We start from the raw sequence: 20323 nt of genomic DNA on the forward strand, positions 1-20323 counted from the left end.
CCCAGGCCCTTCAGCAACGTGGCCCGTTCGATCGTCGCCTTCATCGATTACCCCTGCTTTGCGGCATGTTCTGACTTGGATGAAGGGTTATAGCGGGCGTTGCGCCGCCTGCCAGTGGCTTTGACAAAAAAGGGCCGGGAGCAGCGGGATTCGGCCGGGAGCCGGCATTTCCTGTTGCCATTCCGCCGCCATGGGGGAGACTGGCGGCATGCGGCGGTACATGCTCCTTCTCCTTGGCCTAGCGATGGGCTCGGCCGCTTTGGCCCAGCCGCGCCCGCTCGGCGTGTTCGGGACGTGGGGCGCGTTTCACGACGCGAATCGCTGCTATGCGATCACCCAGCCTCACCAGGCGCCACCGGTGGCGGGCTGGCGTCCCTTCGTCGCCGTCGGCCACTGGCCGGAGCGCGGGCCCCAGGGCCAGCTCCACGTCCGCCTCAGCCGCGAGAAGCGCCAGGGCTCGGCGGTGCTGGTCCGAATCGACGGGCGCAGCTTTCAGCTCGCCGGCGGCGGCCGCGACGCCTGGGCGCCCGATGCGGCCGCCGACCGCGAGATTCGCGCCGCGATGCGCACCGGCATTGACCTCATTGTCGAAACCCGCTCGACCACCGGCCAGCTTGTTCGAGACCATTATCGCCTGCGCGGCGCGGCGACAGCGATGGACGCGGCGGCGCTCGCGTGCCTGCCGCGGCGGCGTCAATCGTCCTAGTCGGGCGTTTGACAGGAAAAAGGCCCCGCGCGGTTGCGCGGAGCCTTGTTCGTTGGGCGCGTTCGCGACCCGAAATCTTTACGGGCTGCTCGGTTCGTCGTCCCCAGTCAGCTCGATGATGCCCCACACGATCAGCCCGAGGGCGATGGCGGCAAGAATCCAGGCGGTCGTTCCGACCAGCTGGCTTTCACCCTCCACCTCGGCACCCGCGCGCTCGATCGCCGGGCTGCCCTGAACACTGAGAGCCTGAGCCGACTGGGCGATTGCGGCGCTGCTCGACGCAACCATTGAAAAAGCAGCGAGCGCTGCCAGCTTATAGGAACGCATACCGTCCTCCTCTTAGTAAGCGCGGCCAATAACAGACCATATCGCGATTCGCCAAGCGCTATCTTCTTCTCCCTTTATTTTGTTACGCCATCGTTTCAGTCGCTGATCTCGATCAGGTTCCCGGAGTAGGCGTCGGTTGGAAACAGACGGGAATCCACCTACATAGCGCTGCCATGCATGCCGTCCTGCCTCTCCCAGGTCCGATCGACCCGGTGCCTGTCCCGCGCCCCAAGCCCGCGGATGAGGACGCGCGGGTCAACCTGATCGGCATTTCCAAAGCAGGCATCCGCGAAGTGCTGATCGGCGCTGGACTCGACGAGCGGCAGGCGAGGTTGCGAGCCAAACAGCTCTGGCATCAAATCTACAATCGCGGCCAACGCGACTTTTCCGCGATGAGCGACATCGCCAAGCCGCAGCGCGCCTGGCTCGCGGAGCGCTTCGAGATCGCCCGGCCCGAAATAGTGGTTGAGCAGGTCTCGACCGATGGCACCCGCAAGTGGCTCCTGAAAACCCATGATGGCCACGATTACGAGATGGTCTTCATCCCGGACGCCGATCGCGGCACGCTCTGCGTCTCGTCCCAGGTCGGCTGCACGCTCAACTGCCGCTTCTGCCACCCCGGCACAATGCGCCTCGTCCGCAATCTCGAGCCCGGGGAGATCGTCGGCCAGGTGATGCTCGCCCGCGATGCGCTCGGTGAATGGCCAAGTCAGCCGGAAGGGCGGATGCTTTCCAACATCGTGATGATGGGAATGGGCGAGCCGCTCTACAATTTCGACAATGTCCGCGACGCGTTGAAGATCGTGATGGACGGCGACGGCCTCGGCCTATCGCGGCGCCGGATCACGCTGTCCACCTCCGGCGTGGTGCCGATGATGGCCCGCGCCGGCGAGGAGATCGGAGTCAATCTCGCCGTCTCGCTCCATGCGGTGACCAAGGAGGTGCGCGACGAGATCGTGCCCTTGAACCGCAAATATGGGATCGAGGCGCTGCTCGAGGCCTGCGCCGCCTATCCCGGCGCCAACAACGCGCGGCGAATCACCTTCGAATATGTCATGCTGAAGGACAAGAACGACAGCGACGCGGATGCCCGCGAGCTGGTCCGCCTGCTCCGCAAGCATAAGCTCCCCGCCAAGGTGAACCTGATCCCGTTCAACCCTTGGCCGGGCACTGATTACGAATGTTCGGACGAGACGCGAATCCAGAGCTTCTCGAACATCATCTTCGAGGCCGGGATCAGCGCGCCGGTGCGCCGCCCGCGTGGCCGCGACATCATGGCCGCCTGCGGGCAGCTGAAAAGCGCCGCCGAGAAGAAGAGCCGCGCCGAGCTCGATCGGATCGCCGAGCAAAAGCAGGCGCAGCTCGGCTAGCCGCAGCAACCGCTTGCCAATCTGATGTCACATCGCTAAAATGACATCAGCCAAAAAATGGAGGATTCAGACCGTGGATCGTATCGCGACCACCGTGCGCATGGACCGCGACATGCGCGACATGCTTGAAATGATCAGCAAGGCGACCGGGCTCGCGATCAACGTCCTGGTCAACAAGGCCGTGCACTCGTTCGTTGATCGCGAAGCGGGTGTGATCGAACGCGATCTCAGCGACACGCTTGCGCGGGTCCGGGCCTATCGCGCGACGCCCCGCGACGAAGCCGCGGAGATCCAGGCCGTGGTCGATGCGGAAATGTCGGGGCCCGATCCGGCCGAGGCGGACAGAGTGTTCATGGTAGATCCTCAAGGAGTCGAGAAGTCGGTGCTTGCGATCCTAGACGATGAAGCCTGACTGGGACGATACGAGTCCGCAGCTCTCGGAGAATCTCGCTCGCGCTCTCGGCTTGGCGAAAACACACGCACAAGCACGCAAGAACGTGTCCGTCGCGCTGATGCGCGATTGGCACGGAGAGATCATGGCTGGGCTGGGACTGGCGGATTCCGGCTGGGTCGCATGCTACCGAGGCGAGGGTGTGGCGGAGCATGTCGGAGTCGGTATCGGCGGTCATAACGGCATCGCGCCGGGCCAAGTCGGCACCGAGCTCAAGGCATTCGAAACTCGCCTGGTCCGTGCCGTCGCGACGCTTGACGCAGCAATTGGCAAAAACGGTCCCGAGAGCGAAGACCAGCTCCGCGGCGTCATAGATCTGTGCGCCTGGGCTCATGGCGAGTGGGTCCGCATCCACCCGTTCGTCAACGGGAGCGGGCGGACCGCGCGATTGTGGGTGAATTATCTTGCCATGCGCTACGGGCTGCCGCGTTTTGCCCGCATGCGGCCGCGTCCGGAGGGCGCCTATGCGGCCGCGGCCAAAGCGAGCATGACCGGGAACTGGAGGGCGATGATACCCGTGCTGCACACCACGCTGGACGAGTCTCTGCGATCCTAGGCAGGCGATGCCCGCCTCCCCCCGCGCACGGCTAGAAGCCCGAAAAGTTCGCGAAGCTCTCAAGCGGCTCGCGCTCGCTCCGCCAGCAATTGATCGGATGGCCTTCGTCCGGCCAGCCGAGCGCCATGCCGCAGTAGAGCATCCGATCCTCGGGCAGGCCGAGAAACGCACCCACTGACTTGTGCATCGCTGCCCAGGCCTCCTGCGGACAGGTGCCAAGGCCGCGCTCGACGGCGACCAGCATCACGTTCTGGATGAACATGCCGAGATGCGCCCATTGCGGCGGCCCGAAGCCGCGCGGGATCGAGAAGAAGAGGCCGACCGGCGCGCCGAAAAAGTCGTAGTTGAGCGCGAACTGGGCGAGGCGCCCGGCCCGATCCTCGCGCAGGATCCCGATGCTCGCATAGAGCTGCTCGCCGACCTCGAAGCGGCGGCTCCGCCATGGCTCGGTGAGGTTCGGCGGATAGACCGGATATTCCGTGCCCTCGCCGTGGGGATTGGCCGCGAAGCTCTCGCGCACCCGCGCTTTCAGCGCGACGAGCGGCGCGCCGGTCAGCACGTCGACATGCCAGGGCTGGAGATTGCCGCCCGAAGGCGCCCGGGCCGCGCGGGAGAGGATGTCCTCGATCAGCGCGCGATCGACTGGCCTGGGCAGGAAGGCGCGGATCGAGCTGCGCAGTGCCACTGCCTCATTCACGGTTTTGCGATTATCCGGCATCGGGCTATTCTGCGCAGCCATGGCGCTGCTCGACAAGATGCTCGCAAGCCACGTTCGCCGCGGAGAGTTGACCATCGTCGACCATAAAGGGCGCGAGCGGCACTATGGCGCGCCCGATCCCGAGTTGAGGCCGGTCACCGTCCGTTTCGCCGACCGGATGACGCCGTTCAGGATCGCGCGCGACCCGGCCGTGGGCACCGCCGAGGCCTATATGGACGGCCGCCTCATCGTCGAGCAGGGCGAGATTCTCGATTTGGTGCTGATCATCCGCCGCAACCGGCGCTGGGAGGATCGCAGCGGCCCCGGGAAGTTCCTGCGCAAGGGCAGCCGCCTCGCCCGACCAATCGCTCATCTGAACTGGCGGCGGCAGGCGCGGCGCAACGTCGCCCACCACTACGACATCGGCAACGACTTCTATCGCCTGTGGATGGAAGCCGACATGCAATATAGCTGCGGCTACTTCACTGACCCCGGCAACAGCCTCGAACAGGCCCAGCTCGACAAGAAAGCTCATCTCGCCTGCAAGCTGCATCTGAAGGCCGGGCAAAGGGTGCTCGACATCGGCTGCGGCTGGGGCGGACTGGCGCTCTACCTCAATCGCGTTGCGGACGTCGACGTGCTCGGAGTCACGCTCTCGACCGAGCAGGTCAAGCTGGCGCGCGAGCGGGCCGTAGCGGCCGGGGTCGCCGATCGCGTGCGCTTCGAGCACATGGACTATCGCGACGTCGCCGGCACGTTCGACCGGATCGTCTCCGTCGGCATGTTCGAGCATGTCGGCCCGCCATTTTACCGCGCCTTCTTCCGCAAGTGCCGCGAGCTGCTCGCGCCGGACGGCGTCATGGTGCTGCACACGATGGGACGAATGGGGAGGCCCGGCACCACCGACCGCTTCATCCAGAAATATATCTGGCCAGGCGGCTACATTCCCGCATTGTCGGAGATCGTCTCGGCGAGCGAGCCGGCCCGCCTCATCATGGCCGACTGCGAGGCGCTGCGGCTCCATTACCCGCCCACGGTGCTGCATTGGCACGAGCGGTTCAAGGCGTGCCGGGAAGAGGTTGTCAGGCGCTATGACGAACGGTTCTACCGGCTCTGGCTGTTCTATCTTGCCGCCGGGCTGTCGATGTTCAGCGACGGCGGCATGACCGTCTACCAGCTGCAGTATCTCCGCCGCCGCGACGCCGCGCCGATAACCCGCGACTATATGTTCGAGACCGAGCGGGCGCTGCGCGCGCTTGACCTGGCCGAGCCCGCCATGCTGATAGCGACTAAAACCGGGGAATAGACATGTGGCTGCTCGACAAGATGCTGAAGAAGCTCGTCCGCAAGGGCGAGCTCGCCGTCATCGACCATGACGGAAAGACCTACCGCTACGGCAGTCCCGACCCGAACCACGGACCGATCATCGTGCGCCTCACCGACGGCGGCGCCGCCTTCCATATCGCCAAGGATCCACGACTGGGCGCGGGCGAGGCCTATATGGAGGGACGGATGGTGGTCGAACCGCCGCACGACGTCCGCGACCTTCTCCTCTTCGCCCGCTACAATGCGCCGTGGGAGAGACCGGGCGCGCTGAGACCGCGCGGGCTCATGAACCGGGCAGTCGGCAGGCTTGCGGGCAAGCTCGACCAGATCAACTGGCGCGGCCGCTCGCGTCACAATGCGGAGCACACCTACAATCTGACCCGGCGGCTCTACGAGCTCTTCCTCGATGAGGACCGCCAATACACCATGGCCTATTATCGCGATCCGGCGAACAGCCTGGAGCAGGCCCAGCTCGACAAGAAGGCGCATATCGCCGCCAAGCTCAATCTGAAGCCCGGCATGAAGGTGCTCGACATCGGCTGCGGCTGGGGCGGGCTCGCTCTCTATCTCCACCGCCATTACGACGTCGACGTGCTCGGCGTCGCGCTCGCACCCGACCAGATCGAATTCTCGAACGAGCGCGCGGCCGAATTGGGCGTTTCGGACCGGGTGAAGTTCGAGCTGAAGGACTATCGCGACGTCGAGGGCCAGTTCGACCGGATCACCAGCGTCGGCCTGATCGAGCATCTCGGCACGCCGCATTATCCCGGCTTCTACCAGCATATGCATCGGCTGCTGAAGCCCGACGGCATCATGTTCTCGCACTGCTGCGGGCGGATGGGGCCGCCGGGCCTCACCGACAAATGGACCCGCAAATATATCTTCCCGGGCGGCTATATTCCCGCCTTGTCGGAAATGGTGACGGAGGCCGAGAAGGCGCGCCTGATCGTCGCCGACGACGAGGCAATGCGCTACCATTACGCCCACACGCTCGAGGAGTGGTACAAGCGCACGGTCGCCCATCGCGACGAGATCGTCGAGCTCTACGACGAGCGCTTCTTTCGCATGTGGCAATTCTATCTGGCCGGGGCCGAGGCGGCGTTCCGCTATGGCGGGCTGGTCAACTGGCAGCTCCAGTATCTGAAACGCCGCGACGCGGTGCCGATGACCCGCGATTATATGTACGAGGAGGAGGAACGGCTGCGCGGCCTCGAGGAGCCGCCCGCCTGGCACCTCGCCGCGGAATAAGCGGCCCGCCCGCCATGTCCGGAGGCGCGCGGCCGTGGTGGGAGCGGCGCTGGGGCGTGGCGGCGCTCGCCCTGCTCGCAACCGTGCCTCTGCTCTGGCCGGACATTCCCCCGCTGGTCGACCTGCCCGGCCATATGGGCCGCTATCACATCCAGCTGAACCTCGATTCCTCGCCCGGCCTGCAGCGCTTCTACAGCTTCGAATGGGCATTGATCGGCAATCTGGGCGTTGATCTCTTGATCATCCCGCTCGCCAAGATCTTCGGGCTGGAGCTCGCCACCAAACTTGTTGTGTTCGCCATCCCGCCGCTGACCGTCCTCGGCTTCCTCTGGGTGGCGCGCGAGGTTCATGGCCGGGTGCCGCCGACGGCTCTGCTCTCGGTGCCCTTCGCTTACGGCCACCCCTTCATCTTCGGCTTCGTCAATTTCTCGCTGTCGATGGCACTGGCCTTCTTGGCCTTCGCATTGTGGCTGCGGCTGGCGCGGCTCGGGCGGCTGCGGCTGCGCGCCGCCTTGTTCGTGCCGATCTCGCTCCTCCTGTGGTTGTGCCACGCCTTCGGCTGGGGCACCCTCGGCGTGATGGCCTTCTCGGCCGAGTTGATCCGCCAGCACGATGAAGGCCGGCGCTGGCTCGAAGCGGCCTTCCGTGCCGGGCTCCAGTGCCTGTCGATGGCGCTGCCGATGGTGCTGATGCTCGCCTGGCGGCAGAGCGACGTCGGCGGCGGCACCGGCGACTGGTTCAACTGGCGCGCCAAATATATGTGGCTGATCATGGCGCTCAGGGACCGCTGGTTCCTGTTCGACCTCGCCTCCGTCATCTTCGTTCTGCTGACCGTCTTCGCCGCGATCCGGAGCCCGCGGCTTTCTTTCTCGCGTAATCTGGCGGCGTCGGGGCTGTTCTTGCTCCTCGTTTACATAATGCTGCCGCGAATCCTGTTCGGCTCCGCTTATGCGGACATGCGCCTCATCCCCTATCTGCTCGCGGTGGGCGTGATCGCGATCCGGCTGCGCAAGACGGCGACCCCGGCCTTCGCGCGCGGCCTCGCAGTCATGGCGCTCGCCTTCGTTCTCGTCCGCATCGGCTCGAACACGTACAGCTTCTGGCTCTACGACCGAACCTACGACCGCGAGCTCGCCGCGGTCGCGTATATCCCCGAGGGCGCCCGGCTGGTTTCCTTCGTCGGCTCGCCCTGCCGGCCCAGCTGGCGGATGTCGCGGCTGGAGCATCTCCCGGCCATAGCGCTCGTCCGGCGCGACGCTTTCTCCAATGACCAATGGTCGATGCCCGGCGCGCAGCTCGCCACCGCGACCTACCCGGCGGCCGGCGGCTATCGCCGCGATCCGTCGCAGATCGTCGGCGCGCGCCAGTGCCGCGGCGAGATTTGGCGCTCGATCGGGGCGTCGCTGCAAGGGTTTCCGCGTGACGCCTTCGACTATGTCTGGCTGATCCAGCCGCCGCCCTACGATCCCCGATTGCTCGTGGGGCTCGAGCCGGTCTGGCGCGACGGCACCAGCGGCCTCTATCGCGTCGTTGATCATGGGTCGGCCGCTCGCTAGGCGCCGCTTTTTAGGTTGAAAGCCGGCGCGGAGTCGGGAAGTCAGGCCGGACAGGGGGCTTGGGCGACGGCGGCGCGTGCAGCAGGGGCATTTCCAACTACGCAGCGAAGGCGAGAGGCGGCCCTTCTGGGAGCATCCCGTCATGCTCGCCTTTCTGGTCTTCGCCAGCGCGGTGCCGCTCTTCTGGCCGGACATCGCGCCGCTCGTCGATCTGCCCGGCCATATCGGCCGCTACCGGGTCCAGCTTGATCTCGCCGGCTCGCCGGCTCTGCAGCAATATTACGCGGTCGAATGGCGGCCGCTCGGCAATCTCGGCGTCGATCTGCTCGTCCAGCTGCTCGCGCCCGTTCTCGGCCTCGAGCCGGCGATCAAGCTGATCGTCCTCCTGATCCCACCGCTCACCGCCGCGGGCCTGCTCTGGGTGGCGTTCGAGGTTCATGGGCGGATTCCGCCGACGGCGTTGTTCGCGCTTCCCTTCGCCTATAATTTCCCTTTTCTGTTCGGCTTCGTCAATTTCGCGCTGGCGATGGCCCTGGCCCTGAACGCCTTCGCCTTGTGGCTGCGGCTCGCCCGGCTCGATCGGCCGCGACTGCGCGCCGCGATCTTCCTCCCGATCTCGGTCATCCTGTTCTTCGCCCACGCCTTCGCTTGGGGTGCCCTGGGCGTGCTCTGCTTCTCGGCCGAGCTGGTCCGCCAATATGACAGCGGCCGACACTTCGTCGTCTCCGGCCTGCGTGCCGCGCTGCACTGCCTCGCCCTGACCCCGCCGGTGGCGCTGATGCTCGCCTGGCGCAGCGAATCCGGCGGCCACACCGGCGACTGGTTCAACGTCGAGGCGAAGATCGAGTGGGTGGTGCAGGCGCTGCGCGACCGCTGGGAGATTTTCGACCTCGTCTCACTCGGGCTGGTCGGCGCGATCATCTTCGCCGCGATGGTGACGCCGCGGATCACCTTCTCGCGCAACCTCGCCGCCTCCGCTCTGTTCCTGTCCGTGGTCTTCATCTGCCTGCCGCGCATCGTCTTCGGCTCGGCCTATGCCGACATGCGCCTCGCCCCCTATCTCTTCGCCATCGCCCTGATCGCGATTCGCTTCCCGATCGGGGTCAATCTGCGCTTCGCCGCGACGATCGGGTTGATCGGCCTTTCCTTCTTCCTCGTCCGCACCGGGGCGACGACCCTGTCCATGTATCTTTACGACCAGCGCTACGACCGCGAGCTCGCAGCGCTTGAGCACGTCCCGCGCGGCGCGGCGATGGTGAGCTTCGCGGGCCGGCCCTGCACCGAGCCCTGGGCGATGTCGCGCCTGCTCCACCTCCCCGCGATGGCGATCGCGCGGCGCGAGGCCTTTTCCAACGACCAGTGGATCCTCGCCGGCGCGCAATTGCTGACCGTCCATTACCCGCCTGGCTATCCGTTCCTGCGCGATGCCAGCCAGGTGGTCAGCCGGGTACGCTGCCGGGGCGAACATTGGCGGACGATCGACCGCGCGCTCGCCACATTCCCGCGCGACGGCTTCGACTATGTCTGGTTGATCGACCCGCCGCCGCACGACCCGAACCTGCTCAAGGGGCTGCAGCCGCTCTGGCGCAGCGGCACCAGCGTCCTCTATAGGGTGGCCGACCCTGCCCCAATCCCCGAACAGATCGAGCCATGACCGCTTTGCCTTTGTCGATCGTCGTCCCCTGCTTCAACGAGGAGGGGTGTTTGAGGGAGCTGCACGTGCGGCTGACCCGCGCCGCGGCCTCGGTGGGCGGCGACTATGAGATCGTGCTGATCAACGACGGCTCGCGCGACCGCACTTGGGAGATTATGCGCGAGCTCGCCGCGAGCGATCCGCGCCTCGTCGCGATCAACCTGTCGCGCAACCATGGCCATCAGCTCGCGCTGACCGCCGGGCTCGACTTGTGCGCGGGCGAGCGGATTCTGATCATCGACGCGGACCTGCAGGACCCACCCGAATTGCTGCCCGAGATGCTCGCCGAGATGGACCGCGCCGAGGCCGACGTCGTCTATGCCGTGCGCCGGGCGCGCGCCGGCGAAACCGCGTTCAAGCGCGGTACCGCCAAGGCCTTCTACCGCATCCTCTCGCGCCTCGCCGACATCGAGATCCCGCTTGACACCGGCGATTTCCGGCTGATGAGCCGGCGCGCGCTCGACGCCTTGCTGAGCCTCCCCGAGCAGGCGCGCTTCATCCGCGGCATGGTCGCCTGGGTCGGCTTCCGGCAGGTTCCGATCGCCTACGACCGTGCCGAGCGCCACGCCGGACAAACCAATTACCCGCTCTCCAGGATGATGCGCCTCGCGCTCGACGCGGTGACCGGCTTTTCGACCGCGCCCTTGCGCTGGGCGAGCCATTTCGGCCTCTGGCTGGTCGCCGCCTCGGTGCTCCTCCTCGCCTACATCGCGATCAGCTTCCTCTCCGGCTCGGTGATCCAAGGCTGGACCTCGCTGATGCTGGTCGTGGTGGTGCTCGGCGCGGTGCAGATGTTCGTGCTCGGCATGATCGGCGAATATCTCGGCCGGCTCTACATCGAGGCCAAGCGCCGGCCGCTCTACATCGTCTCGGAAATCGCCGGGCGGGCCGGCGGGCGACCGAACCGCCTCGGCCACGTCGCTCAGGAGGCGGAAGGCACCGAGACGATCGCCGCGAGCGAGACCCCGGGCGGGAGCGGCAGCCGCCCGATCGCATAGCGCTCCAGAGAGAAGATCGCCTCGAACAACGTGTTGACCGGCTTCGGCGGCAATTTGTCGTCGCCGTCCTCCTTGCCGGTGATCCGCCCGGCGACCCGCGCCGCGGCGGCGAGCGGGAAGAGCAGGCTGTTGAACCAAGTCAGCATTTCCAGCTTCAGCCCGGCCTCGCTGACGACCTTCCTGAGGGTGCGGCGCGTGTAGCGGCGTTTGTGATGATTGACGACGTCGTGCGCGCTCCACATCCAGGGGTGGGCCGGCACCGTGATCAGAATCCTTCCGCCGGGCTTCAGCTTGCCCGCCATGCTGACCAGGGCGGCGCGGTCCTCCTCGACATGCTCGAGCACGTCGAGGATGGCGATCAGGTCGTAGGCGCGGTCCGCGACTCCGGCGAGGCCGGGCAAGGGCGAGTCCATCACCGCATGGCCGAGCCGGGCGCTGGCGATGTCGCGCGCGGCCGCGTCGACCTCGATCGCGTCCACCCGGCCGAAGGCGCCGAGCATGGCGAGATTGTGCCCGGTGCCGCAGCCGATCTCCAATATTCGCGCGTCGGCGGGCAGCGAAACTCGGCGTGAAATGAGGTCGCTCAATATCTCGCGCCGCGCCCGGTACCACCAGTGCAGCTGGTCGACCTCGGCCATCCGGTCATAGACGATGCGCTCCATCAGCCGAACACCCAGCGGCGGTTGAGCGCGAAGATGACGAGCGGGGTCACCAGCACGATGGGCAGCAGCGGCCACCACCATTCGCCATCGAACATGCGCGAATCCGTCAGCACGAAGACCCAGAAGGCGTTGAGGGCGTAGCTGACCAGCGAGACGAGAAAGAAGCGGCTGGTCGTCCGCACCGGATTGTCGCGAGTGCCGTGGCCGCGAAAGCTCCAGCGGCTGTGCAGAAAATAGCCTGTCGCCATCGCGACCAGATAGCCGCAGATGTTCGCCACCTGAGGAGAGGTGACCTCGTATTTCGCGAGCGGCGAATAGACGAGCGCATAGAGGCCGGTCGTGAAGCCGCCGACCATGCCGAACCGCACCAATTGCCCGAAGAGCTCCGAAACCGCGCGCTGACCCACCTCTTGCGCGGCCTCCTTCGTCCGCTTGTCCTTTGCGGTGCAGCGACTAATGACCGGTGGCAATATTGAAAAGGGGTCGTGCGTAATGGCGTGGACGGGGTGGGTGGACAGGCACTGGCGCTGGCTCACCCTGCTCTTCTGGCTCGCCGTCGCCGGCTACATGGTCTTCGACCGCTGGGCTTATATTCGCGGCTTCGCGCTCGGCGACACAGACGACAATATGCGGATCATGCAGGTCCGCGCCCTGCTCGAAGGCCAGGGCTGGTACGACCTTCGGCAATATCGCCTCAATCCGCCCTTCGGCGCCGACATGCACTGGTCGCGGCTGGTCGATCTGCCGATCGCGGGGCTAAAGCTGATGCTTTCGCCGCTGATCGGCGGGCGCAACGCCGAGCAGGCGGCGGTGGCAATCGCGCCACTCCTTCCCATGCTGGTTGCGATGGGCGCGCTTGGAGTCACGGCGCGGCGGCTGATCGACGACCGCGCCTTCGCGATCGCCATCGCGTTGATCGCCTGCGCGGGCTCCGCGCGCGGGATGTGGGCGCCGCTGCGCCTCGATCATCACGGCTGGCAGCTCGCCATGCTCGCGCTCGCGATGATGGCGCTGACCGATCCGAAGCGGGCGCGCGGCGGCGTCGTGCTCGGCCTCGCCACCGCGCTGTCGCTGAGCATCGGGCTGGAGATGCTGCTCTATCTCGCGCTCGCCGGCGCCGCCGTCGTGCTGCGCTGGATCTGGGACGGGGGTCAGGCGCGGCGGCTGCTGAGCTACGGCGTCACGCTTTCCGGCGGCTGCGCCCTGGGCTTCCTCCTCTTCGCCTCCGAAGCGAACCGGACGGCCGTCTGCGACGCCCTGTCGCCGGTCTGGCTCTCGGCGATGCTCGCGGCGGGGGCGATCGCCGCTCTGCTCGCTTTGCTCAATCCCGAGGCGCGCAAATGGCGCTTCGCCGCCGCCGCCGCGGGCGGCCTGCTCCTCGCCGCCGCCTTTGCCCTCGCCTGGCCCGATTGCCTCGGCCGGCTCGAGCAGAGCACGCCCGAGCTCGAGCGGCTCTGGCTCAGCAAGGTGCGCGAGGCGATGCCGGTCTACCGACATGGAGCGCGCACCGCCGCGTTGATCGTCACCCTGCCGATCGCCGGCCTGATCGGCTATGCGCTGATGCTCTGGAGCCACCGCCGCGATCCGGAGAAACTGATTCCCTGGGCTTCGGTCGCCGCCCCCGCCGTACTCGCCGCCGCCCTGCTGCTCTGGCAGACCCGCGCCGGCCCCGCCGCGCAGCTCCTTTCGATCATGGGCGCAACCGGTCTCGCCTGGGCGGCGATACTGTGGATTCGGAATCGCAAATCGATGCTCGTTCGAATCGTGGGCGTCGTGGCGGCTTTCCTGGTCATCTCCGGCCTCGCCACCGGTTATCTCACCCAGGTCGCGCCGGAGCCGGTCAGCAATTATCGTCGCTCGGTCAACATCGCCAACAGCCGCTGCCCGACGCTCGCCGCGCTCCAGCCGATCGCACGCCAGCCGCGCGGGACGGTGCTGACCTTCCTCGATCTCGGCCCGCGCCTGATCGCGGTGACTCCGCACAACGCCATCGCCGGGCCTTATCACCGCAACGTCACTCAGATCGTCGATCTGATGCGCGCCTGGCGCGGCGACGCGGCCAATGCCCGCGCGACAGTGGAGCGCTATCGGGTCGATTACGTGCTGATCTGCCCGAACCTCTCCGAATCCACCATCTACCGCGCCGAGGCGCCGCGCGGCTTCTACGTCCAGCTCACCCGCGGCCAGGTTCCCGCCTGGCTCGAGCGCGTGCCGCTGCCGGAGAACAGCCCCTACCGGATGTGGCGGGTCGTCAGGTGAAACTTCGCTCGATGCCGTCGATCACGAACTGAGCGGCGAGCGCGGCGAGGATCACGCCCAGCAGGCGGGTGATCATCGCCTCCATCTTCTCGCCGAGCAGCCGCATCAGCGGCCCCGCGAGCAGCAGGCAGAGCAGGGTGAGCAACAGGGTGACGGCGAGCGCGCCGAGCACGACGAGCGTCTGAGGCACGCCCTCGCTGCGCGCGACCAGCAGCATCACCGAGGCGATCGAGCCCGGCCCGGCGATCATCGGAATCGCCATCGGGAAGACCGAGACGTCCTCCACGTTGCGCGCGCTCACCTCCTCGGCCCGGTTCTCGCGCCGCTCGGTCCGCTTTTCGAACACCATGTCGATCGCGATCAGGAAGAGGAGGATGCCGCCGGCGACCCGGAAGGCCGAGAGCGAGACGCCGAGATGGCGGAGCAGATCCTCGCCGAGCAAGGCGAAGAAGAGCAGGATGCCGGTCGCGATCGCGACCGAGCGGAACGCCATGACGCGGCGGTGGCGCGCGTCGGCGTCCTTAGTGACGCTGGCGAAGATCGGGGCGCAGCCCGGCGGATCGATCACGACCAGGAAGGTGACGAGGGCGGAGACGAACAATTCCATCATAACCCCTCCGGCGCCTCAAGCCCGGCGCGCGCGTGAGCCGTGACCAGCGTGTTTCGCAAAAGTATCGCGATGGTCATCGGCCCGACCCCACCCGGCACCGGCGTAATCGCGGCCGCGACCGCGCTCGCGCTCGCAGAGTCGACGTCGCCGACTAGTCTGCCCTCGACCCGGTTGATGCCGACGTCGATCACGGTCGCGCCGGGCTTGAGCCAGCCGCCCTTGACCATTTCCGGCCGACCGACCGCGGCGACGACGATGTCGGCGCGGCGCACCACGCCGGGCAGGTCACGCGTGCGGCTGTGCGCGATCGTAACCGTGCAGCTCTCGCGGAGCAGCAATTGCGCCATCGGCTTGCCGACGATGTTGGAGCGGCCGATCACCACCGCCTCCAGCCCGGCAAGATCGCCGAGCCGGTCCTTCAGCAGCATCAGGCAGCCCAAAGGCGTGCAGGGCACGAGGCCCGCCTCGCCGACCGCGAGTCGCCCGGCATTCTCCAGCGTGAAGCCGTCCACGTCCTTGGCCGGGTCGATCGCGGCGATCACGGCTTTCTCGTCGATCTGCGGCGGTAGCGGCAGCTGGACGAGGATGCCGTCGACCTTGTCGTCGGCGCCCAGCGCCTCGACCAGCGCGATCAGCTCGGCCTGCGAGGTGTCGTCGGGCAGGCGATGCTCGAAGCTCACCATGCCGGCCTCGCGCGTCGCCTTGCCCTTCGAGCGGACATAGACCTGGCTCGCCGCATCCTCGCCGACCAGCACCACGGCAAGCCCAGGCACACGGCCCGTCGCCGCTTCGAACACGGGCACCCGCTCGGCGACGCGTGCTCTCAAGGCCGCCGCGAACGCCTTACCGTCGATCCGCTCGGCGGTCACCGCCGCCTCACTGCGCGAGGGAGAGATAGGCGCCGGGAAGCAGATAGTCCTTCACGATGATGATCAGGAGAAGCACGATCAGCGGCGAGAAATCGAGCCCGCCGAAATCGGGCAGAATCTTGCGGAAGGGCCGGTAGAGCGGCTCCGTAATCCGGTCGAGCGCGCCGAGGAAGGAGCGGACGAAGTCGTTGTAGGTGTTGATCACGTTGAACGCGACGAGCCAGGACAGGATCGCCTGGATGATGATGATATACATCATCACCGTCAGGAGCAGCTGCGCAATTCCGAACAAGGCCTGGCCCATAAGTCTCCCCGCGAGCGAACGCCCCGCCTCTAGCGGCGCAGGCCGGGACGAGCAATGCCGGGACGGCTAGGGCGCGGAGCGCGGCGGCTCGGCTTCGGCGAGGATGATCGAGAACCATTCCTTCTCGTCGGTCCATTCCCTGACCACGCCCCAGCCGGCGGCGCGGAGCATCAGGCGGCTGTCGCGGTGGCCGTATTTGTGGCTGTTCTCGGTGTGAATGGTCGCGCCCTCGGCGAAGCGGAAACGAGCGCCGGCCACCGAGAATTCGACGTCGCGCACGGCTTCGAGGTGCATCTCGATCCGGCTCATCTCGTCGTTCCAGATCGCGCGGTGGCGGAAGGCGTCGATCGGGATGTCGGCGCCCAATTCGACGTTGATGCGGTGGAGGAGGTTGAGGTTGAACGCGGCGGTTATGCCGGCGCTGTCGTCATAGGCGGCGATCAGGATCTCGACCGGCTTGATCCGGTCCATGCCGATCACAAGCCGCGACCCCTCGCCCAGCGTCTCCTTCATCGCCCGCAGGAGATCGACGGCGGTCCGCGCGACGAGATTGCCGATCGTCGAGCCGGGGACGAAGCCGAGCTTGGGCATCGCCGCCACTGCCTCGGGCAGAGCGATCCGGCGCATGAAATCGGCCTCGACGGGCAAGATCGGCAGGCCGGGGAACAGCGCCTGCAGCGTTTCGGCGGATTCGCGGAGGAAGTCGCCGCTGATGTCGATCGGGACATAGGCCGCCGGATCGACCGCGCGGAGCAGGATCGGGGTCTTGGTCGACGAGCCCGACCCGAATTCGACCACGGCCTCGCCGGTGCCGAGCAGCGCCGCGATCTCCCCGGCATGGCGCTCGAGCAAAGCCGTCTCGGTCCGCGTCGGATAATATTCGGGGAGGCGGGTGATCTCCTCGAACAGCTCCGAGCCACGCAGATCGTAGAGCCAGCGCGCCGGGACGGCGGGGATCGGCGCGGCGAGGCCAGCGAGCACGTCGTCGCGGAAGGCGGTGTCGGCCGGCCGCAGGCTGGTGAGCGCGTCCATCTCAGAGGTCCTTCGCGAGCCTGAGGCCGGAGTACATCCAGCGCTGGTGAGGGTAGAAGAAGTTGCGGTAGCTCGCGCGCATATGGCCGCGCGGCGTGGCGCAGCAGCCGCCCCGCAGCACCATCTGCGCGCACATGAACTTGCCGTTATACTCGCCGACCGCGCCCTCGGCGGGCTTGAAACCGGGATAGGGAAGGAAGGCGCTGCCGGTCCATTCCCAGACGTCGCCGAACATCTGCCTGAGACCGGCGCCGTCGGCGGCCCGTGGCCGCACCGGCCCGGCCGCGTCGAGTTCGTTGCCGGAATCCGGGTCCATCCTGTCCGCCGCGGCTTCCCACTCCGCCTCTGTCGGCAGCCGCGCGCCGGCCCAGCGGGCAAAAGCGTCGGCCTCGAAATAGGAGATGTGGCAGACCGGCTCGGCCGGGCTGAGCGGCTTGACGCCGTCGAGACCGAAGCGCGACCAGCCGTCTTCGGACTTGAGCCAGTAAAGCGGTGCCTCGACCCCCTCCGCCCGCACCCAAGCCCAGCCGTCCGACAGCCAGAGCAGCGGATCGCGATAGCCGCCCGCCTGGATGAAGCGGAGCCACTCGCCATTGGTCACGAGCCGGTCGGCGAGCGCGTGCGGGTGGAGAAACGCCTTGTGACGCGGCCCTTCGCAGTCGAAGGCGAAGCCGCGCCCGTCATGGCCGATCTCGACGATACCCTCTCGCCCTTCGATCCATTCGATTTCGGGCGGCGCGGCGGCGGGGCGCGCGGCCGGCGCCTTCCAGACCGCCGGACGCAGCGGCTGGGCGAAGAAGGCGGCGGTGAGGTCCATCAGCATCAATTCCTGATGCTGTTGCTCGTGATTGAGGCCGAGTTCGATCAGGTCCGCAGGGAGATCGACGATCGCGTTGAGCAAGGTCGCATCCACCGCGTCGCGCCAGTCCCGCACCTCATCGAGCGATGGTCGAGCGATCATCCCGCGCTCGGGGCGGGGATGCCGCTCGCCCTCGCCTTCGTAATAGGAGTTGAAGAGATAAGCGAAGCGCTCGTCGTAAGCCGGATAACCGGACCGACGGTCGCGCAGCAGGAAGGTTTCGAAAAACCAGGTCGTATGCGCGAGGTGCCATTTCGCCGGGGAGGCGTCGGGCATCGGCTGGAGGCAGGCGTCGGCCTCGGACAGCGGTGCGGCGAGATCGAGGCTGAGGCCGCGGACCGCCCGGTAGCGATCCTCGAGCGTTTCTCCCGTCCTGGCTCGCGCCTGCGTGGCCATCATGCGCCTCCCGCCCGGCCGCTATAGCAAAAATTCGGTACGAAAGAAGAACAAATCTCAGCGCGTTGCCCCGGGCCGCCAGAGAATGTCCCCATGCTCACGCGCCGCCCAACGCGCCAGCACGAAGAGATGATCCGAAAGCCGGTTGAGATAGGCCAGCGCCAGCGGGCTCAGGCCGGGCGCGGCGACCGCCATCCGCTCGGCGCGCCTTACGACGGCACGGGCCAGATATAGCTCGGCCGCGCCGTTCGCCCCGCCGGGAAGGACGAAGCTCCTGAGCGGCTCGAGATCGGCGTTCATGCGGTCGATCTCGCGCTCGAGCCGCTCGACCTGGCCGGCCTCGACGCGCAGGGCGCCCTCGATTCCCTCCGGAGTCGCCAGATCGGCGCCCAAATCGAACAATTCGTTCTGGATGCGGCCGAGCATCGCCTTCGCCTCGTCGTCGGCGATTGCAAGCAAAGCAACTCCGACCGCGCTGTTCGCCTCGTCGACGTCGCCGATCACGGCGAGCCGAGGGTCGGCCTTGGAGACGCGCGAGCCGTCGACCAGCCCGGTCTCGCCGGCATCGCCGGTGCGGGTGTAGATCTTGTTGAGCCGGACCAAGCCTTAGTTGCTCGCGACGAGCAGCAACAGGACCGCGAGGAAGACCGCGATCGCCTGGAAGAGGACGCGCTTGCGCATCAGCTCCTGCGAGCGCTGCCCGGTAATGTCCTTGCCCCCCGCCATCGTCACCACCCCGCGGATCAGCACGAACAGGGTCGCCAGCGCGGCGAGGGCGAGCAGAATAACGAGGACAATCCGCATCGCGCCTATCTAGGCTTTGGCGAGCGAATATCCAGCGGGCATTTGCCCCGCGCGCATCCCTTCGACGAGTTGAGCGGGATCGGTGCCGGCATCACGCAAATCGGCGATCGTCGGCGCGCCGTGGCGCTTGGCGAGCCGGTCCCCGTTCGCATCGGCGAGCAAGGCGTGGTGATGATAGAGCGGCGTCGGCAGCTCCAGCAGCGCCTGCAGGAGGCGGTGGATATCGGTGCAGGTATAGAGGTCGCGACCCCGCACCACATCCGTCACGCCCAGCGCCGCGTCGTCGACGGTCACCGCGAGATGATAGCTGGCCGGCGCGTCCTTGCGGGCGAGGACGACGTCGCCGAAGCGATCGGGCTCTGCCTGGACCTCGGTCTGCTCATCCATCCAGTAGAGCGGGCCGGTCTCGGCCATCGCCTTGGCGACGTCGAGCCGCCAGGCATGGGGCTGCGCGAGGTCCAAATCGGCAAGGCCCCGGCACGTGCCCGGATAGATCGGCCCGTCGGGGCCATGCGGCGCGGCGACGCTAGCGGCAATGTCGGCACGGGTGCAGAAGCAGGGATAGACCAGCCTCCTCTCCTTCAGCCGCTCCAGCGCTTCGGCATATGTCTCGAGCCGCTCCGACTGGTAGACGATCTCGTCATCCCATTCGAGACCAAGCCAGAGCATGTCCGCGATGATCCCGTCGACATATTCGGTCCGCGCGCGCCCCGGATCGATATCCTCGATCCTGAGCAGGAAAGCCCCGCCCGCCTCGCGCGCGAAATCGTGCGCCAAGAGCGCCGAATAAGCGTGGCCGAGGTGCAACCGTCCGGTCGGACTCGGCGCGAAGCGGGTGACGATCTGCATAAGGCGCTTGACCAGGACTCAGTGGTTATGGTGTCATGAGGGCGTCACGCGGATCGGCAAATGCGTGGCGGAACAGGAGAGAACGGCCGAAGCGCCCGATCTCGCGGTTCTGGGTGCGACAGGCTTCGGGGGGTTTTTCGGAAGGTTCTTTCGAAAAACGGGAGCGTGCTCGGCCTTGTATCATCCCGATCTTCTCCGCCATCCGGAGGGCTGCCCGGCCCTCGTGCTGAACGCCGATTATACGCCGCTCAGTTACTATCCTTTGAGCCTGTGGCCGTGGCAGACCGCGGTCAAGGCGGTTTTCCTCGAGCGGGTCGACATCGTCGCGGCCTATGAGCGCGAGGTGCATTCCCCAAGCCTGGCGATGAAGCTGCCGAGCGTGATCGCGCTTCGCCAATATGTCCGGCCGAGCGAATATCCGGCCTTCACCCGGTTCAACCTGTTCCTGCGCGACCGCTTCTCCTGCCAATATTGCGGCGATCCGCGCGAATTGACTTTCGACCATGTCACTCCCCGCGCCCAAGGCGGGCGGACGACTTGGGACAATGTCGCCACCGCCTGTGCGCCCTGCAATTTGAAGAAGGGCGGCCGCACGCCGCGTGAGGCGCACATGCATATCCTGCGCCACCCCTTCCGGCCGACCAGCTGGCAATTGCAGGAGCACGGCCGCTCCTTCCCGCCCAACTACCTTCACGACAGTTGGCGCGACTATCTCTACTGGGACATCGAGCTGGAGGCCTGAGCCCTACCC

23 protein-coding genes are annotated in these 20323 nt (G+C 66.8%); 11 read left to right on the plus strand and 12 right to left on the minus strand.

Annotated elements, in window-relative coordinates:
- Positions 1-220 precede the first annotated feature (220 nt).
- On the plus strand, positions 221-706 hold the full coding sequence (locus ACT4N8_RS00450; protein ID WP_444856162.1) for a hypothetical protein: 486 nt from the start codon (positions 221-223) through the stop codon (positions 704-706).
- A 78-nt stretch (positions 707-784) separates the two neighbouring features.
- Here the strand turns inward: ACT4N8_RS00450 and ACT4N8_RS00455 are convergent, their stop codons facing one another.
- Positions 785-1033 carry a hypothetical protein gene (locus tag ACT4N8_RS00455; RefSeq protein ID WP_444856163.1) on the minus strand — a complete coding sequence of 83 codons (249 nt, stop codon included), beginning with the start codon at positions 1031-1033 and terminating at the stop codon, positions 785-787.
- 173 nt (positions 1034-1206) lie between these two features.
- On the opposite strand from ACT4N8_RS00455, the gene rlmN reads away from it, so the two are divergent.
- The 3 genes from rlmN to ACT4N8_RS00470 all read left to right on the plus strand — a co-directional run bounded on the left by rlmN (position 1207) and on the right by ACT4N8_RS00470 (position 3410).
- Positions 1207-2403 carry a 23S rRNA (adenine(2503)-C(2))-methyltransferase RlmN gene (gene rlmN / locus ACT4N8_RS00460; protein WP_444856164.1) on the plus strand — a complete coding sequence of 399 codons (1197 nt, stop codon included), beginning with the start codon at positions 1207-1209 and terminating at the stop codon, positions 2401-2403.
- Between the two features lie 100 nt (positions 2404-2503).
- Positions 2504-2815: a hypothetical protein gene (locus tag ACT4N8_RS00465; protein ID WP_444856165.1), complete on the plus strand. Its 312-nt coding sequence runs from the start codon at positions 2504-2506 to the stop codon at positions 2813-2815.
- Positions 2805-3410, plus strand: a complete 606-nt coding sequence (locus ACT4N8_RS00470; RefSeq protein WP_444856166.1) for a Fic family protein — start codon at positions 2805-2807, stop codon at positions 3408-3410. Before ACT4N8_RS00465 ends, ACT4N8_RS00470 begins: the two co-directional genes overlap by 11 nt.
- 31 nt (positions 3411-3441) lie before the next feature.
- Here ACT4N8_RS00470 and ACT4N8_RS00475 read toward each other — a convergent pair whose 3' ends face one another.
- Entirely contained in the window at positions 3442-4095 is a 654-nt protein-coding gene (locus ACT4N8_RS00475; RefSeq protein ID WP_444856167.1) for a nitroreductase, read from the minus strand.
- Between the two features lie 52 nt (positions 4096-4147).
- Between ACT4N8_RS00475 and ACT4N8_RS00480 the strand changes: the two genes are divergently transcribed.
- From ACT4N8_RS00480 to ACT4N8_RS00500, 5 genes are all read left to right on the plus strand, one after another.
- Positions 4148-5413 carry a class I SAM-dependent methyltransferase gene (locus ACT4N8_RS00480; RefSeq protein ID WP_444856168.1) on the plus strand — a complete coding sequence of 422 codons (1266 nt, stop codon included), beginning with the start codon at positions 4148-4150 and terminating at the stop codon, positions 5411-5413.
- Positions 5414-5415: 2 nt separating this feature from the next.
- A complete protein-coding gene (locus tag ACT4N8_RS00485) occupies positions 5416-6681 on the plus strand; it encodes a class I SAM-dependent methyltransferase (RefSeq protein ID WP_444856169.1) in 1266 nt (421 codons plus the stop codon).
- 14 nt (positions 6682-6695) lie between these two features.
- Positions 6696-8237, plus strand: a complete 1542-nt coding sequence (locus ACT4N8_RS00490; protein ID WP_444856170.1) for a hypothetical protein — start codon at positions 6696-6698, stop codon at positions 8235-8237.
- Positions 8238-8379: 142 nt separating this feature from the next.
- Positions 8380-9891: a hypothetical protein gene (locus ACT4N8_RS00495; protein WP_444856171.1), complete on the plus strand. Its 1512-nt coding sequence runs from the start codon at positions 8380-8382 to the stop codon at positions 9889-9891.
- Complete coding sequence (locus ACT4N8_RS00500; RefSeq protein WP_444856172.1) at positions 9888-10928, plus strand: glycosyltransferase family 2 protein; 1041 nt, start codon at positions 9888-9890, stop codon at positions 10926-10928. Before ACT4N8_RS00495 ends, ACT4N8_RS00500 begins: the two co-directional genes overlap by 4 nt.
- On the opposite strand, the gene ACT4N8_RS00505 is transcribed toward ACT4N8_RS00500, so the two are convergent.
- Complete coding sequence (locus ACT4N8_RS00505) at positions 10853-11590, minus strand: class I SAM-dependent methyltransferase (protein WP_444856173.1); 738 nt, start codon at positions 11588-11590, stop codon at positions 10853-10855. The genes ACT4N8_RS00500 and ACT4N8_RS00505 overlap by 76 nt on opposite strands.
- Entirely contained in the window at positions 11590-11997 is a 408-nt protein-coding gene (locus tag ACT4N8_RS00510; RefSeq protein ID WP_444856174.1) for a GtrA family protein, read from the minus strand. The genes ACT4N8_RS00505 and ACT4N8_RS00510 overlap by 1 nt, the downstream gene beginning before the upstream one ends.
- Positions 11998-12082: 85 nt before the next feature.
- Here ACT4N8_RS00510 and ACT4N8_RS00515 point away from each other — a divergent pair, with 85 nt between their 5' ends.
- Entirely contained in the window at positions 12083-13849 is a 1767-nt protein-coding gene (locus tag ACT4N8_RS00515) for an AcrB/AcrD/AcrF family protein (protein ID WP_444856175.1), read from the plus strand.
- Here the strand turns inward: ACT4N8_RS00515 and ACT4N8_RS00520 are convergent.
- The 8 genes from ACT4N8_RS00520 to gluQRS all read right to left on the minus strand — a co-directional run bounded on the left by ACT4N8_RS00520 (position 13842) and on the right by gluQRS (position 19572).
- A complete protein-coding gene (locus tag ACT4N8_RS00520) occupies positions 13842-14459 on the minus strand; it encodes a MarC family protein (protein ID WP_444856176.1) in 618 nt (205 codons plus the stop codon). The genes ACT4N8_RS00515 and ACT4N8_RS00520 overlap by 8 nt on opposite strands.
- Positions 14456-15328: a bifunctional methylenetetrahydrofolate dehydrogenase/methenyltetrahydrofolate cyclohydrolase FolD gene (gene folD / locus ACT4N8_RS00525; protein ID WP_444856177.1), complete on the minus strand. Its 873-nt coding sequence runs from the start codon at positions 15326-15328 to the stop codon at positions 14456-14458. The genes ACT4N8_RS00520 and folD overlap by 4 nt, the downstream gene beginning before the upstream one ends.
- A 7-nt stretch (positions 15329-15335) precedes the next feature.
- A complete protein-coding gene (locus tag ACT4N8_RS00530) occupies positions 15336-15632 on the minus strand; it encodes a YggT family protein (protein WP_444856178.1) in 297 nt (98 codons plus the stop codon).
- A 66-nt stretch (positions 15633-15698) separates the two neighbouring features.
- Complete coding sequence (egtD, locus tag ACT4N8_RS00535) at positions 15699-16664, minus strand: L-histidine N(alpha)-methyltransferase (protein WP_444856179.1); 966 nt, start codon at positions 16662-16664, stop codon at positions 15699-15701.
- A 1-nt stretch (position 16665) separates the two neighbouring features.
- Complete coding sequence (egtB, locus tag ACT4N8_RS00540; RefSeq protein WP_444856180.1) at positions 16666-17919, minus strand: ergothioneine biosynthesis protein EgtB; 1254 nt, start codon at positions 17917-17919, stop codon at positions 16666-16668.
- A gap of 57 nt (positions 17920-17976) precedes the next feature.
- Positions 17977-18522, minus strand: coding sequence for a cob(I)yrinic acid a,c-diamide adenosyltransferase (locus ACT4N8_RS00545; RefSeq protein ID WP_444856181.1), 546 nt, complete (start codon positions 18520-18522; stop codon positions 17977-17979).
- Between the two features lie 3 nt (positions 18523-18525).
- Positions 18526-18723: an HIG1 domain-containing protein gene (locus ACT4N8_RS00550; RefSeq protein ID WP_444856182.1), complete on the minus strand. Its 198-nt coding sequence runs from the start codon at positions 18721-18723 to the stop codon at positions 18526-18528.
- A gap of 9 nt (positions 18724-18732) precedes the next feature.
- Positions 18733-19572, minus strand: coding sequence for a tRNA glutamyl-Q(34) synthetase GluQRS (gluQRS, locus tag ACT4N8_RS00555; protein ID WP_444856183.1), 840 nt, complete (start codon positions 19570-19572; stop codon positions 18733-18735).
- 175 nt (positions 19573-19747) lie between these two features.
- On the opposite strand from gluQRS, the gene ACT4N8_RS00560 reads away from it, so the two are divergent.
- Positions 19748-20314, plus strand: a complete 567-nt coding sequence (locus ACT4N8_RS00560; RefSeq protein WP_444856184.1) for an HNH endonuclease — start codon at positions 19748-19750, stop codon at positions 20312-20314.
- Positions 20315-20323 lie beyond the last annotated feature (9 nt).

Source organism: Sphingosinicella sp., from assembly GCF_052387495.1.
Classification (GTDB): domain Bacteria; phylum Pseudomonadota; class Alphaproteobacteria; order Sphingomonadales; family Sphingomonadaceae; genus Allosphingosinicella.

Coding starts and splice junctions, on each gene's coding strand:
- ACT4N8_RS00450 (WP_444856162.1), top strand. CDS start 221: ATGCTCCTTCTCCTTGGCCTAGCGATGGGCTCGGCCGCTTTGGCCCAG.
- ACT4N8_RS00455 (WP_444856163.1), bottom strand. CDS start 1,033: ATGCGTTCCTATAAGCTGGCAGCGCTCGCTGCTTTTTCAATGGTTGCG.
- rlmN (WP_444856164.1), top strand. CDS start 1,207: ATGCATGCCGTCCTGCCTCTCCCAGGTCCGATCGACCCGGTGCCTGTC.
- ACT4N8_RS00465 (WP_444856165.1), top strand. CDS start 2,504: ATGGACCGCGACATGCGCGACATGCTTGAAATGATCAGCAAGGCGACC.
- ACT4N8_RS00470 (WP_444856166.1), top strand. CDS start 2,805: ATGAAGCCTGACTGGGACGATACGAGTCCGCAGCTCTCGGAGAATCTC.
- ACT4N8_RS00480 (WP_444856168.1), top strand. CDS start 4,148: ATGGCGCTGCTCGACAAGATGCTCGCAAGCCACGTTCGCCGCGGAGAG.
- ACT4N8_RS00485 (WP_444856169.1), top strand. CDS start 5,416: ATGTGGCTGCTCGACAAGATGCTGAAGAAGCTCGTCCGCAAGGGCGAG.
- ACT4N8_RS00490 (WP_444856170.1), top strand. CDS start 6,696: ATGTCCGGAGGCGCGCGGCCGTGGTGGGAGCGGCGCTGGGGCGTGGCG.
- ACT4N8_RS00495 (WP_444856171.1), top strand. CDS start 8,380: ATGCTCGCCTTTCTGGTCTTCGCCAGCGCGGTGCCGCTCTTCTGGCCG.
- ACT4N8_RS00500 (WP_444856172.1), top strand. CDS start 9,888: ATGACCGCTTTGCCTTTGTCGATCGTCGTCCCCTGCTTCAACGAGGAG.
- ACT4N8_RS00505 (WP_444856173.1), bottom strand. CDS start 11,590: ATGGAGCGCATCGTCTATGACCGGATGGCCGAGGTCGACCAGCTGCAC.
- ACT4N8_RS00515 (WP_444856175.1), top strand. CDS start 12,083: ATGGCGTGGACGGGGTGGGTGGACAGGCACTGGCGCTGGCTCACCCTG.
- ACT4N8_RS00520 (WP_444856176.1), bottom strand. CDS start 14,459: ATGATGGAATTGTTCGTCTCCGCCCTCGTCACCTTCCTGGTCGTGATC.
- ACT4N8_RS00530 (WP_444856178.1), bottom strand. CDS start 15,632: ATGGGCCAGGCCTTGTTCGGAATTGCGCAGCTGCTCCTGACGGTGATG.
- egtD (WP_444856179.1), bottom strand. CDS start 16,664: ATGGACGCGCTCACCAGCCTGCGGCCGGCCGACACCGCCTTCCGCGAC.
- egtB (WP_444856180.1), bottom strand. CDS start 17,919: ATGGCCACGCAGGCGCGAGCCAGGACGGGAGAAACGCTCGAGGATCGC.
- ACT4N8_RS00550 (WP_444856182.1), bottom strand. CDS start 18,723: ATGCGGATTGTCCTCGTTATTCTGCTCGCCCTCGCCGCGCTGGCGACC.
- gluQRS (WP_444856183.1), bottom strand. CDS start 19,572: ATGCAGATCGTCACCCGCTTCGCGCCGAGTCCGACCGGACGGTTGCAC.